Consider the following 12,838-nt stretch of genomic DNA (forward strand, 5'->3'; position numbering starts at 1 on the left):
GCGAACCGCCTGTGAGCCGGAACACTCCTCCCCTTTCGCTAGCGCATTACCAGCGAGTAAGGTCCTGGTGAGGAATCGTTCGTGCCGCACGGCCGCTCGTTCGCGTTCACAGTGTGTGATGCCGCCCGCCGCACGATGGTTCACCGAACTTCCCACCGCGGGGCGCCGGGCGCAGCCCCCGCGCCGCCCCTGAAGACCGGCCCCCGGGAGGCTTCGCCCGGAGGCCGGAGACAGCCACCCCCCGGAGTGCCCGTGCCCAGTGGACGCCACCGTCTTTCCTCGCCGACCGCCGCCACCACCCGCAGGGTGGCGGGGTCGCCGCTGGGGATCACCGCGATCGTCGTCGCCGTGATCGCCATCACAGCGATCGCCGTCCCGGTCACCATGAACGCCCTCGGCTGCGGCGACACCCGCTACCTGCGGGTGTCCGCCACCCAGAGCACCGCCCCCGTCATTCGCGAGGCGGCGTCGGAGTTCAACTCCGCCAAGCACAGCTACGGCGGTGAGTGCGTGTACGCGCAGGTCGACGAGATCCCGCCGCACCGCATCCTGACCGCCCTGACCGGCAACCGCCCCGGCGACTCCACCATCGCCCCGCACGTGTGGGTGCCGGAGTCCTCCGCCTGGGTCGAGCTGGCCCGGGTCTCCGACGGCGGCGCGCACGGCATCGAAACCGACCCGCCCTCCCTGGCAAGCTCCCCCGTCGTGCTCGCCGCACCGCCGGACACCGAGGGGATGCCCGACCAGGACGACGCCAGCTGGAGCCTGCTGCTCCCCGGTGAACGCGACCCCGACCGCCCCGTGGTGATGGTCGACCCCAACCGGGGTGCCGACGGCATGACGGTCATGCACGCGATCCGCGAGCACCTGGGCACCGGGGACGAGGCGGACACCGCGATGACCGACTTCGTCCGCGACGTGCAGTTGGACAGCGCGTTCGGCGAGATCGACCTGACCACCGTCTTCACCGGTTCGGCCGCCGCGAACCGACGGGTGGACCCGGTCATCGCCGTACCCGAGCAGGCGGTGGTGGCCTACAACGAACGCCGTGCGGACTCCGCTCCCCGGCTCCGGGCCCACTACGTCAGCGAGGGCACCGTCAACCTGGACTACCCGTACGTGACCACAACCGACGACTCCGTGCTCCGGTCGGCCGCCGCCGACCTGTACGAGGTCGTCCGGGGCGACGCCTACCGGGAACACCTGCGCGAGCTGGGCTTTCGCGATCCGGACGGGGAGGCGTCGCCGGTGCTGGCCGGCCGGTCCGGGATCATCGCGGATCCGCCCGCCACACACGACGACCTGACCGGCGACGCCCTGCTGGCGTCGGTCACCGACTGGAACCGGCTGTCCATGCCCAGCCGCACGCTGGTGCTGGCCGACGCCTCGGAGAACATGTCGGAGAGCCTCGACGGCGGGACCGAGCAGATCGAGGTCGCCAAGCAGGCGGCGCTCATGGGGTTGGCGATGTTCCCGGACGAGACCGACATGGGCCTGTGGCTGATGTCGGAGGAGCTCGGTGAGGACGGCCGCGAGGAGTCCGCCGACATGCACCCGCTCGGCTCGGCGGACGACGGTGACGTCACCCGGCGCCAGGAGATGATCGAGGTGGCCGAGGGGCTGGAGGTCGCGGGCGGCGGCTCACGCCTGTACGACAACATCCTGGCCGCCTACGACCAGGTGCAGGACAACTTCCACGAGGACAAGATCAACAGCGTCATCCTGTTGACCGCGGGACGGGACGAGGGGTCCAGCGACATCTCCCACGAGGAGCTGATCGCGGCCCTGCAGGACCGCTTCGACCCGCGGCGGCCGGTCACGATGTTCGTCATCGGCTTCGGTGAGGGGGCCGACGAGCGCGAACTGGCGCAGATCGCGCGGGCCACCAGCGGTTCCTCCTTCGTGGCCGAGGACCCGGCCGAGATCGGGGACTTCTTCCTCAGCTCGATCTCGCGGCGTCTGTGCGTGCCCAACTGCGACAACTGACATGACGGCCGAACCGGCCCCGGAAGGGTCTCGATTCGGTATCGGAATGGTTTTTCGGACCGACCGCTTCCCCGGGATTCATTCCGAACCGGACAAGTCGGATTTCCCAGGGTGGACGGTACTCCGCAGACGATCCGGACACACATGGCCCGATCACCGCCGCGTACCCCGGCGCCCCGGGTCCCATTCACGAAGCTTGGGGTGTTGAGTACCGTTCCCACCAGTAACCCACCCGTGTTCGCCTCGCTCCGGTACCGACCCGGAGGCCGAACCGGCACGTACGGGACCGCCCGTACCGCACACCCCTGTACCGACTCATCCCCCTGTACGACACCTCGTCCGTACACCACCCCGTGAGGAAAGCTGTGGGACGTCACCGCGGAAAATACGCAGAAGAACCCTCCGGCCGGAGCAGACGCCGCCGCGGCCGTGGCGGAGCCTTCGCCGCGCTGGCCGCCGCGATGGTGATCGTGGTCGGGCTCGCCGTGGCGGGCGTGTACATGTTCGGGCAGGGGGACGGCTGCGGCGGCTCCGACATCGAGCTGGACGTCGCGGTCAGCCCCGAGCTGGGCCCCGCACTGGCCGACGTCGCCAGCGACTTCAACGCCGAGGAACACAAGGTCGACAACAGCTGTGTGCGCGCCAACGTGCGCCAGGTCGACTCGGCCAACGTCGCCTACAAGATCACCGGCTCCGGCGCCACCATGGGCGACACCGAATCCGACGTGTGGATCCCGGACTCCTCCGTGTGGCCGCGGCTGGTCCAGAGCCAGTCCGGGGACGCCGTCATCACCGAGACCGGCACCTCCCTGGCCCGCAGCCCGCTGGTCCTGGCCGAGCTGGCCGAGTTCGCCGAGGCCGACGACGGCGAGACCACGTGGATGGACGTGGTCCCCACCGCCGCCCCCGGCGAGGAGAGCGACCGCACCGTCCGTGTGGTCGACCCGGCCCGCAGCTCCAGCGGGCTCGGCACCCTCTACCTGCTGCACGGCGCGCTGGAGGAGGCCAGCCCCGACGCCGACACCTTCAACGCGCACATGACCGCCGCGCTGCAGTCCCTGCACCAGGGCGCCTCCGCCGACGAGGACGCCGCCTTCCTGGCACTGAGCGGCGGCGGCGCCGAGGCCCCGCCCGTGATGGTGATGTCGGAGCAGGCGGTGTGGCGCTACAACGCGGCCCACGCCGACGCCGCCGCCCAGCCCAGCTACCTCAGCGACGGCACCTACTTCCTCGACTACCCGTACATCGTGCGCAGCGAGGACAGCGACATCACCCGCGCCGCCGAGGTGTTCCGGACCGCGGTGCGCACCGACGAGGCCGTCCAGCGCTTCGTCGACGAGGGATTCCGCGGCCCCGACGGCGAGGTCAACGGCTCCGTACTGACCGAGGAGGCCGGGTTCCGCGCGGACGAGCCCGCCGAGCTGCCCGCGCCCTCCGAGGGTTCGATCACCGAGCTGACCCGCTCCTGGAACCAGCTGAAGATGGACTCCCGGGTACTGACCATCGTCGACGTCTCCGGGTCGATGCTGGCCGAGGTGCCCGGCACCGGGCTGACCCGGATGCAGGTGGCCGGTGCCGCCTCCGCGGAGGGCCTCCAGATGTTCTCCGACAGCTCCGAGCTGGGCCTGTGGAAGTTCTCCACCGACGTCAACAACGACCTGCACTACCAGGAGATCGCCCCGATAAGGGAGCTGCAGGCCACCGACGACGCCGGGAACGCGCACCGCGACGTGATCGGCACCGCGCTGCAGGGCCTGGAGCCGCTGCCGCAGGGGGACACCGCGCTGTACGAGACCTACCTGGCCGCCTACCAGGAGATGTCGCGCACCTACCGGCCCGACCGCACCAACGTGGTCCTGATGCTCACCGACGGGGACAACGACAACCCCGGCGGGCTGGAGTTCGATGAGCTGATGTCCCAGATCGACTCCCTCGCCAGCCCGACCCGGCCCATCCCGATCATCACGATCGCCTTCGGCCCCGACGTGCAGAACCTGGAGCCGCTCCAGGAGATCGCGGCGGCCACCGGGGGCGCGGCGTACATGACCGAGGACCCGACCGAGATCGGGGACATCTTCCTCCAGGCGTTCTCGCTGCGCATCGCCGACGACGGGAACGAGGAGGAGTAGGCACCGGGCGGACCCCGCACCGGGGTCCGCCCGCGCCGCCTCCGCCAGGGCCCCTCGCCCCTTCGGCTCGGCTCCCTTCCGCCGAACGGGAACGGCGGAACGGAAGGTGACATGAACCTATCCACCGCCCGCGCGGCTATGGACTTCTCCACCGGGGTGGCGTACCACGGGAAGGACCTGGATCCGGTACCCAGAAGCCTTTCCCGCCCCGGATCCACACGACCGAGACCCGGCGCGGCCGGATTGGGGAGTGCCATGGCGAAGGCGTGGATGCCCGGTGCCGAGAGGATCGACGGAGGGGCCGTCCGAACCGCCACCGGGGCCGGCGCCCCGCGCGCAGTCTGGACGGTGACCGGATCGGACCCGAACGCGTGGTCGGCGCGGGAGGAGGCACACCGGCTGGTCCAGAAGGGGGAGGGCGTCCACCTGGTGTGGAACCCGACGACCGGTGCCGTGGCGCAGACCCTGGCGGCCACCCGGCGGAGCGGACTCGCCCTGGGCAGCACCTCCCGGCACGGACTGTGTCTGGAGCACGGCGACGAGGGCCGGGTCTGCCTGGTGGTCGCCGTGGTCGCCACCGAGGAGGAGCCGTTCACCGACGGCTCCCTCGTCGGACTGGCCCCGATCGTGGACTGGCTGGAGTCGTGGGGTGTGTCCAGGAGCTGGCCGGCCGGACCGCCCGGTGTCCGGGGCGAGCGTCCCCCCTCCCCGGAGGAAACGGTCAGGGTGTGGTCCCGGGGCGGCCACTTCGGCCACGACCAGGTTCCGGGTTCCCTGTCGGCCGCGCCCGGCCGGGTGGCGCCGGAGCGTGTGCTCACCGCCGGTCTGCGCGGGACGGTTCCGGCGGCGAGACCCTCCCAGTTATCACGGAAAGACCCTGACCCACAACCTTCCGTAACCACATGAGCGCCCAAGCAGGGGCATAAAAGCACCAAACCCCCACCATCGCGAAGAATCGGATACCACTGGTTAAGTACAGCGCCAAAACCCCTTAGTCTGTCGCCCATGGGTGGATCTATCGAGCCGGGTTGGTACGCCGACCCGCAGGGCGACGCGCAGACGCTCAGATGGTGGAACGGTGACGAGTGGACGAGGCATACCCGTTCACTGAGCGAACTCCAGGGCGGCGCCGACGGCTCCGACGAGGAAGCCGCCACCACCGACCTGGGCGACCAGAACAGGGACGGCTCCCCGTTTCCCGACGACGACGAGGAGGACACGGTCCGCCTGGGCTCCTCCTCGCCGTCAGCACCGGTCGACGACGAACCCAGCACCATGCGGATCAGCCCGTCCTGGGAGCAGACCTCCGCGCCCTCGCAGCCCTCGTCCTCCACCCCCACCCCCACCCCCGGCGACGACGAGCCCAGCACCATGCGGATCGACCCGTCGTGGGCCCGACAGGCCTCGGAGCCGGACAGCGCGGCCGGTCCCCCCGCGGCACCGGTCGACGACGAACCCAGCACCATGCGGATCAGCCCGTCCTGGCGCCAGGACCCGGCCGACGAGGAGCCGACCGCCGACCTGGCCGACGACGAGGCGACCGCGGACCTGGGCGGCGGCCCCGGAGCCACGATGCGGGTCAGCCCCTCCGACCTGCCCGGCGCGGGCGACGACACGCCCGATGCCGGTGACGACGAGGTCCCCACGGCCAACCTGGCCGACGAGGGCATCGGCGACACACCCCGCACCGCCGTCTTCGACCCCGGCAGCATCGGGGACACCCCGCGCACCGCCGTGTTCAACCCCGGCGGCGACCAGCCCGGCGGGCCCGGCGGCACCGCCGTCTTCGACCCCAACGACCCGGCGTTCTCGGGCGGTACGGGCGAGGACGACGGCAAGGGCGGCAAGTTCAACAAGTTCCTCGGCAACCTCAAGGAGGGTTGGTCGGACCTGTCCGAGGAGCGCAAGGAACAGCGCCGTCAGGCCGAGGCGGAGGCCGCCCAGAAGCGCGAGGAGGAGCGGGTCCGCAGGGAGGCCGAGGCCAAGCAGCAGGCCGAGGAGGAGCGCAGGCGGGCCGAGGAGGCCCAGCAGCAGGCCCCCGCCGCCCCCGAGCAGCCCCAGGCCGGCGCCCCGCAGTCCGCGGGTGTCCCGCCCGCCGGATGGACCCCGCAGAACCCGGGCCAGCCGCAGCCCCCCTCCGGACCGAACCAGCCCCCGTCGGGCGCGAACCAGCCCCCGTCGGGCGCACAGCAGGGCCACGGCCCCGCCGTGCCCCCGGGCGGCCCGGCCCAGGGGGGTTTCCCGGGCCAGCAGCCGCCGTCCGGCCCGCAGCACCCGCAGTCGGGGCCGAACCAGCCGCCCTCCGGTGCCCAGTACGGCTACCAGCAGCAGGGCTACCCGCCGCCCGGACAGCCGCACCAGCAGTTCGGACCGCCGCCCGGCGGCTTCCCGCCGCAGCAGCAGATGGGCCACCGGCCCCCGATGCCCCCGCAGGGTCCGCCGCCCGGGCAGTGGGGACCGCCCGGCGGCCCCGGGCCACGCCCCGGCCAGCCGCACATGGGCGGCCCTCCCGGAGGTCCGCCGCCCGGAGGCCCCGGCCGTCCGCCGCAGGGCTCCATGGGCGGCCCTCCCGGCGGACCGCCCCCCGGCGCCCCCCAGTGGGGCCCGCACGGCGGCCCCGGGCAGAACCCGTACGGGCCGCCGCCCCAGCAGCCGCCCACACCACCCACACCGCCCAAGAAGAAGCGCGGTTGCGGCTGCGGCTGCTTCTTCCTGGTCCTGATCGTGCTGGTTCTGCTGGCGCTGGCCTACCTCCAGTTCTGGGACGTGTGGGACTGGATGTACGACATCTTCGATGTCGGTGAGCCGCAGGGCGTCTCAGACCCCTACGTCTGGGACTGACCCGGCAGCGAGCAACGATGAGGGGCGACGGGCCGAGGCCCGCCGCCCCCTTCGCGTCTGCGGGCCGGTCCGCCCAGCCTCTAAGCTGACCGGTATGAATGACAGTTTGGTGTGGATCGACTGCGAGATGACAGGCCTCGACTTCGAGAACGACGCACTTATCGAGGTGGCCTGTCTGATCACCGACGGGGACCTGAACATCCTCGACGAGGGTGTGGACGTCGTGATCAAGCCGCCGCAGGAGGCCCTGGACCGGATGGGCGACTTCGTCCGGGACATGCACACCAGCTCGGGGCTCCTGGAGGAGCTGGACAAGGGCGTGACCCTGGAGGAGGCCGAGGACCGCGTCCTCGAACACATCCGCCAGTACGTGACCGAACCGCGCAAGGCACCCCTGTGCGGCAACTCCATCGCCACGGACCGCACCTTCCTGGCACGCGACATGCGCCGGATCGACGATTTCCTGCACTACCGGATGGTGGACGTCTCCTCGATCAAGGAGCTCCTGCGCCGCTGGCACCCGCGTGTCTACTACGCCAGCCCGGAGAAGAAGGGCGGCCACCGCGCCCTCGCCGACATCACCGAGAGCATCCGTGAGCTGCGGTACTTCCGCGCCGCGGCGTTCGTCCCCGAGCCGGGACCGAGCTCGGCCACGGCCCGCGCCATCGCCGCCGAGGTCGTCGACGGGGGCACCGGTCTGACCGCACGTGACGCGGCTCTCGCCAAGACGGACCCGGAAAACTGATCGAAGCACTCCTCGGAGTCCGCTAAGCTTTCATACGTACGCAGGGCCGAGAGGCCAGGCGGACGTGGTGGGTGTAGCTCAGCCGGTAGAGCACTTGGTTGTGGTCCAAGAAGTCGCGGGTTCAAGTCCCGTCACTCACCCCAGAGGCTCAAGCCCCTGACCAGCGACAATGTCGCAAGGTCAGGGGCTTTTGCGTTGTCGGGGGTGCACCGGAGGGTGCACGGGACCCAAAACCCGGGCCGGTGAGTGCGCACCACCCATCCCGTCACTCACCGATGTGGTGAGGGTGCACGCCCGTGCACCCCCGGACCGGACCCGCCCCGAAGCCGCACAGACCCGCCACCAGTAGGCACTTGCGGATCGACCGGACACCCGTCCTGGCCTGTGGAAAGATTGTCGAGAACCTCCACCCGCCCCTTCTCCACGAGCATCCGCGCGGGTCCGTGGATCCCCTGGACCGGACACTTGCCTTGTGAAACAAAACGTATACAGATAATGTTACCTGTATACGGAACGGATCACGGAGGTGAGCGCCTTGGAGATCGTGCGACCCAAGCAGACGCCCGACCTCGGCATGTCCAAGAGCACCCTGTACCGCGCCGCCCACGAGGGAAAGTACGAGCGCATCGCACGAGGCATCTACCGCTCCGCTGACGCACCGACTGCGGACTGGGATTGGATCGAAGCAGCGAGCCGCCGACCCGAGGCAACGATCTGTCTCACCTCCGCGCTGGCCTACCACGACCTGACCGACTCCATCCCGGACGCCGTGGACATCGCGATCCCGCGCGGCACCCGCATTCCGGCAACCCGAGCCGCGATCAAGTGGCACCTGCTCGCGAAGCAGACCTTCGGCCTCGGACGCTCTGAGATCCCCATTCCAGGGTCGGAACTGCACATCGGCATCTACTCGCCCGAGCGCAGCATCGCGGACGCGTTCCGGCTCCGGGGCGACCTCGGGTACGAACTGGGGAGGGACGCCTTGCGCGAATGGCTCCGCCGTGGCGGCAAGCCAGCCCGCCTCATGTCGGTCGCCGCCCACCTTCCCCGGGCGAAGGGCCCGGTCCTGCAAGCACTGGAGGTGCTCACGTGACCAGTGGCGATGAGGTGTTCCGGCAGATCCAGAAGAAGGCCAGGGCGGCCTCGGCCACAGAAGGCAGACCCGCACCGACCGCCGAGTACCTCACCAGGCACGCGCTCGAATCGTTCCTCGACCGGCTGACCCGAACGGCGCACAAGGACGACTTCGTATTGAAGGGCGGCATCCTCCTCGCCGTCTACGGAGTCCGTCGTCCGACCAAGGACGTCGACGCGGAGGCGATCAGGACCACGGTCACGCCCGAGGTCATCACTCAGGTCATTCGTGACGCGGCTGAAGTCCAGGTCCCCGACGGCCTGGTCTTCGATCTCGACACGATGCGCGTGCAGGAGATCCGCGACCAGGCGGACTACCCGGGTCTGCGCATGCGGGTCACCGCCTACATCGGCTCCCAGAAAACCGTCATCGCCTGGGACATCTCGACCGGAGACCCGATCGTCCCGTCACCGAAGCCGGTCAGAGTACCCCGCATCCTCGGGGGCGAGATCGAGATGCTCGGTTACGCCCCCGAGACAACGGTGGCCGAGAAAGGCGTGACGATCCTGGAACGCGGCATCGCCAGCACCCGCTGGCGCGACTTCGTCGACATCGTCCAGTTGGCCGCACAGCACGGCCTCGACGAGGAGCAGCTGCTGGAGTCCGCGCGAGCCGTCGCCCGCTACCGCAGGGTCGAACTCGGGCCGATCTCACCCGTGATAGAGGGGTACGGCGCCGTCGGCCAGACCAAGTGGAAGGCGTGGCGGCGCAAGGAAGGCGTTGAGGACATCAGCGAGGCCAGCCTCGACGACCAGATGGCGAAGGTCGCGGAAGTGATCGATCCCGTGTTCTCGCATGGCCCGGGCACCGCCAGCGCAAAGACATCGACCACAGGGATCTAGCGAGAGTCGGGCGTACGGAACGACCACGCAAGGGCATCAAATACCGCGTCCTGGACATTAAGGCGATCAGCTGAGGAAACGGTTACCCGCCCTGGCCTGCGCGAAGATCTTCGAGGACCTTCGCGGATTCCCTTCGCTTTGGCCCGCACCCAAGCGACGGTCCACCCATGGCAACCATCAACCAGCGCACCCTGGCCGACGGACGCACCCGCTACTGGGTCAAATGGCGGCTCGGCGGCACCCGTGGCGGGCCGCCCCAGTCCGAACCCTTCGACACCCGCGCCGACGCCCACACCTTCAAACTCCACGTCGGGGCCACCCTGCACAGCCACCGGTAATCCGTTACGCGACGACCTCGCCGTTCTCCAGGTAGAGCGTGGTCCCCTCACGGCGTGCACGGTCCCCCTGAGCGATCCTGCGGGCGAGCCGGGGGATCGTTACCGTCCCAACAGCGGCCACCTCGTGGAACCCGTACCCCGCCAACTCCTCCTGGTCGAGGACGATCCGGTCCAACCAGTGTTGGTCGAGCATTCCACCGTCGAAGACGAACAACTGCTTGTCCCCCTCTGCTGGTGTGGGCGCCCAGTCCACGACCAGCAACCGCCCGATCGGCGGGATGATCCCCAGTTCTTCCTCCACCTCACGCGCCACGGCCTGAGTCGGTGTCTCCCCGTGCTCGATGTACCCGCCGGGGATCTCCAGATGGTCCTTGTAGGTCGGGACCACCATCATCACCAGCCCCAGCTCATCGAAGAACAGAGCACCGGCAGCCACCCGGGGGCGAGCGAAGGATTCAGCGGGATCAGAGGCCATACCCCGACACTAACGATCTTCGCATCAGAGCATCCGTATCCGGTGTGCCAGATCCGCCAGCCTCCCGTCCCGCCTACCTGACGTGGTCCGCAGCATGCGTCCCACGACCTGATGGCTCATCGCATGCTGGTGGACTTGGAAGGCGACCGCCCCCTCTGTCCGCTGCTGGCCTACGCAGGACCCTCACCGTCCAGGCGGGACCACACAAGCAGTATCCGGGGCGGTTTCCCCAGGTCCGTCCATGCCCCGCACGGACTGCTGTCCACCGGCCGCGGGGTCGTCGCACGCGGGGCTCCGGCCGTCCGGCCCGGCATCGCGCTCCCGCCCCGCCCCCACCGCCCGATGACAGCGGCGTATCCACCGCCACACGGCCGGTACTCCTCAGAGCAGACCTCGGTACCAGTCGAAGGTGGCGGCGAGGCCGCCTTCCAGCTCGGTCGGGTGCACCCCGAACTCGCGCTGGAACCGGGAAGAGTCCATGATCTGGGGCTCGGTGTGCTGGTAGAACAACTCGGCGTACTCGTTCATGAAGACCTCGTCGAAGGGGCCCCACGGTCGCGGTTCGGCCATGACGTGCACGTCCAGGGGCCGTTCCGCGTGGGTTCCGATGAGGCGGTGCACATCACGGGTCGTCACGGCCTCGGCCGTGGGCAGGTGCCAGACGCGCCCGTCGCCGCGGGGGTTCTCGCCGAGCGTGGCCAGGCCCGCGGCGACGTCGCCGATGTAGGTGTAACTGTGCGGCAGGTCGATGTCGCCGAGGCCGAGAACCGTCTTGCCGGTAAGCGCGCCGGGGAAGACGGCACCGCCCAGGGTGGAGTTGAGGACACGGGGCCCGTAGAAGTCCGCGGAGCGGCCCAGCACGACCCGGGCAAGGCCTTCGTCATGGGCGCTCAGGTAGGCACGGTCCAGTTCGGCGCGCATCCGGCCCTTCGCTGTCGTGGCGTTCCAGGCGGTGTCCTCGGTCATTACCGCCCCGCCGGTGGGGCCGTAGGGGTAGAGGGTGTCGAGCACGACCAGGCGTGCGCCTTCCCTCTCCACCGCGGCCAGGACGGCCCGCTGGATACCCGGCATGAGTTCGACCTGGCGGTGGTAGACGACGTTCACGGCGTGGTAGACGACCGCGGCGCCGTCGACGGCGTCGAGTGCTCCGCGTTCGGTGCTGACATCACCGACGACGCGGGCCACACCAGGGAGGGGATCACCGCCGTGGGAGCGGCTGACGAGGCGAACCTCGTGGCCGCGGTGAGCGAGCTCCTCGGCGAGTGCGGTGCCGGCCGGGCTGGCGCCGAGAACGACGTGCAGGTCGCGAGACGGGGTTCTGGCTCTCATTGCTGCTCCTGGGTCGTGGTGAGGGGAGTCGCGAGACGAGTTAGTTACAAATCCTCACTTTAGTTACGAGTCGTAACTATTGCTAGGCTGAATCGCAGAAATGTGCGCCTTCTCACCGAGGTGAGGGCGTGAAACGAGAGGAAGAGCCGATGTCTCCGGCGCAACACGGCCCCCGAGCCCGATACCGGGAACACACGAAGGAGGAGATCAAGCAGATCGCACTGGCACAGATCGCCGAGGGGGGCATCGGCTCGGTCGCACTGACGCGTGTCGCCAGGAGCCTGGGCATGTCCGGACCGGCGATGTACCGCTACTTCGCCAACCGTGACGACCTGATCAGCGCGCTGATCCGCGACGCGTACGACGACGTGGGCGCTTCCACCGCCGAAGTCCCCACCGACGTTCCGCCGCGCGAGCGCCTGCACCGGATGAGCGCCGCCTACCGCGCCTGGGCCCGGAAGGAACCCCACCGCTACCTGCTGATCGCCGGTGACCCGCTACCCGGATACCAGGCCCCGGCGGACACCCTGCTGCGGGCCCGCGCCGCGCTGGGGCCGTTCCTGACGGTCTTCGCCTCTTCGCGGCCCTCAGAACACGTACTGCCCCTGGCACGCCAGATGACGGCGTGGGCTCTGCGGGAGCCGGCCGTCTCGGAGTGGGTGCTCAGCTACACGGGCGGAGACGGTGATCCGGAAGCTGTCGGCAGGTCCCTCGCCGGCGGGCTCCTGGCCTGGACTCGGATGCACGGGCCGGTCAACCTCGAAGTCAGCGGCCACTTCGAGGGGATGGGCTTCGATCCCGAGGTGCTGTTGCACAGCGAGTTCGAGGCCTTGGCCGACCTGTTCGGCCTTCCCTGAGCGTCAGCGGCAACGAACCGGCCGCCCGGCGTGACACCCGCACCCGCCTGTGGTGGGCACGCCCGGACACCCCGGGGAAGAAACTCACCCGCTGGCGGCAAGAGCATCCCGCCCGCGACCCGCGGGGGCGCGGGCGTCCGCATGTGCCCGGCACACCCAGA

11 protein-coding genes and 1 tRNA gene are annotated in these 12,838 nt (G+C 69.9%); 10 read left to right on the top strand and 2 right to left on the bottom strand.

What is annotated here, in order from left to right; genetic code table 11:
• Positions 1-252 precede the first annotated feature (252 nt).
• From AC0VYD_RS19390 to AC0VYD_RS19430, 9 genes are all read left to right on the top strand, one after another.
• Positions 253-1,986 carry a substrate-binding domain-containing protein gene (locus tag AC0VYD_RS19390; RefSeq protein ID WP_475476890.1) on the top strand — a complete coding sequence of 578 codons (1,734 nt, stop codon included), beginning with the start codon at positions 253-255 and terminating at the stop codon, positions 1,984-1,986.
• 365 nt (positions 1,987-2,351) lie between these two features.
• Complete coding sequence (locus AC0VYD_RS19395; protein ID WP_475476891.1) at positions 2,352-4,115, top strand: substrate-binding domain-containing protein; 1,764 nt, start codon at positions 2,352-2,354, stop codon at positions 4,113-4,115.
• 255 nt (positions 4,116-4,370) lie between these two features.
• Positions 4,371-5,021 (top strand): hypothetical protein, encoded by a 651-nt coding sequence (locus tag AC0VYD_RS19400; protein WP_475476892.1) that lies wholly within the window; start codon positions 4,371-4,373, stop codon positions 5,019-5,021.
• 99 nt (positions 5,022-5,120) lie between these two features.
• On the top strand, positions 5,121-6,956 hold the full coding sequence (locus AC0VYD_RS19405; RefSeq protein WP_475476893.1) for a hypothetical protein: 1,836 nt from the start codon (positions 5,121-5,123) through the stop codon (positions 6,954-6,956).
• Between the two features lie 94 nt (positions 6,957-7,050).
• A complete protein-coding gene (gene orn / locus AC0VYD_RS19410) occupies positions 7,051-7,701 on the top strand; it encodes an oligoribonuclease (protein ID WP_475476894.1) in 651 nt (216 codons plus the stop codon).
• Positions 7,702-7,768: 67 nt separating this feature from the next.
• Positions 7,769-7,844, top strand: a tRNA-His gene (locus tag AC0VYD_RS19415).
• Between the two features lie 401 nt (positions 7,845-8,245).
• Complete coding sequence (locus AC0VYD_RS19420; protein WP_475480312.1) at positions 8,246-8,794, top strand: type IV toxin-antitoxin system AbiEi family antitoxin domain-containing protein; 549 nt, start codon at positions 8,246-8,248, stop codon at positions 8,792-8,794.
• Entirely contained in the window at positions 8,791-9,678 is an 888-nt protein-coding gene (locus AC0VYD_RS19425; RefSeq protein WP_475476895.1) for a nucleotidyl transferase AbiEii/AbiGii toxin family protein, read from the top strand. The genes AC0VYD_RS19420 and AC0VYD_RS19425 overlap by 4 nt, the downstream gene beginning before the upstream one ends.
• 167 nt (positions 9,679-9,845) lie before the next feature.
• Positions 9,846-10,016 (top strand): hypothetical protein, encoded by a 171-nt coding sequence (locus tag AC0VYD_RS19430; RefSeq protein WP_475476896.1) that lies wholly within the window; start codon positions 9,846-9,848, stop codon positions 10,014-10,016.
• Between the two features lie 4 nt (positions 10,017-10,020).
• Here the strand turns inward: AC0VYD_RS19430 and AC0VYD_RS19435 are convergent, their stop codons facing one another.
• Positions 10,021-10,491, bottom strand: coding sequence for an NUDIX domain-containing protein (locus AC0VYD_RS19435; protein WP_475476897.1), 471 nt, complete (start codon positions 10,489-10,491; stop codon positions 10,021-10,023).
• Positions 10,492-10,872: 381 nt separating this feature from the next.
• The gene (locus AC0VYD_RS19440; RefSeq protein ID WP_475476898.1) at positions 10,873-11,820 is read right to left on the bottom strand and encodes an NAD-dependent epimerase/dehydratase family protein; all 948 of its coding nucleotides are present in this window, start codon (positions 11,818-11,820) and stop codon (positions 10,873-10,875) included.
• A gap of 149 nt (positions 11,821-11,969) precedes the next feature.
• On the opposite strand from AC0VYD_RS19440, the gene AC0VYD_RS19445 reads away from it, so the two are divergent.
• Positions 11,970-12,677: a TetR/AcrR family transcriptional regulator gene (locus AC0VYD_RS19445; RefSeq protein WP_475476899.1), complete on the top strand. Its 708-nt coding sequence runs from the start codon at positions 11,970-11,972 to the stop codon at positions 12,675-12,677.
• The last annotated feature ends 161 nt before the right edge of the window (positions 12,678-12,838 follow it).

The organism is Nocardiopsis sp. iso_40 (genome assembly GCF_056173285.1).

Coding starts and splice junctions, on each gene's coding strand:
- AC0VYD_RS19400 (WP_475476892.1), top strand. CDS start 4,371: ATGGCGAAGGCGTGGATGCCCGGTGCCGAGAGGATCGACGGAGGGGCC.
- AC0VYD_RS19405 (WP_475476893.1), top strand. CDS start 5,121: ATGGGTGGATCTATCGAGCCGGGTTGGTACGCCGACCCGCAGGGCGAC.
- orn (WP_475476894.1), top strand. CDS start 7,051: ATGAATGACAGTTTGGTGTGGATCGACTGCGAGATGACAGGCCTCGAC.
- AC0VYD_RS19430 (WP_475476896.1), top strand. CDS start 9,846: ATGGCAACCATCAACCAGCGCACCCTGGCCGACGGACGCACCCGCTAC.
- AC0VYD_RS19435 (WP_475476897.1), bottom strand. CDS start 10,491: ATGGCCTCTGATCCCGCTGAATCCTTCGCTCGCCCCCGGGTGGCTGCC.
- AC0VYD_RS19440 (WP_475476898.1), bottom strand. CDS start 11,820: ATGAGAGCCAGAACCCCGTCTCGCGACCTGCACGTCGTTCTCGGCGCC.
- AC0VYD_RS19445 (WP_475476899.1), top strand. CDS start 11,970: ATGTCTCCGGCGCAACACGGCCCCCGAGCCCGATACCGGGAACACACG.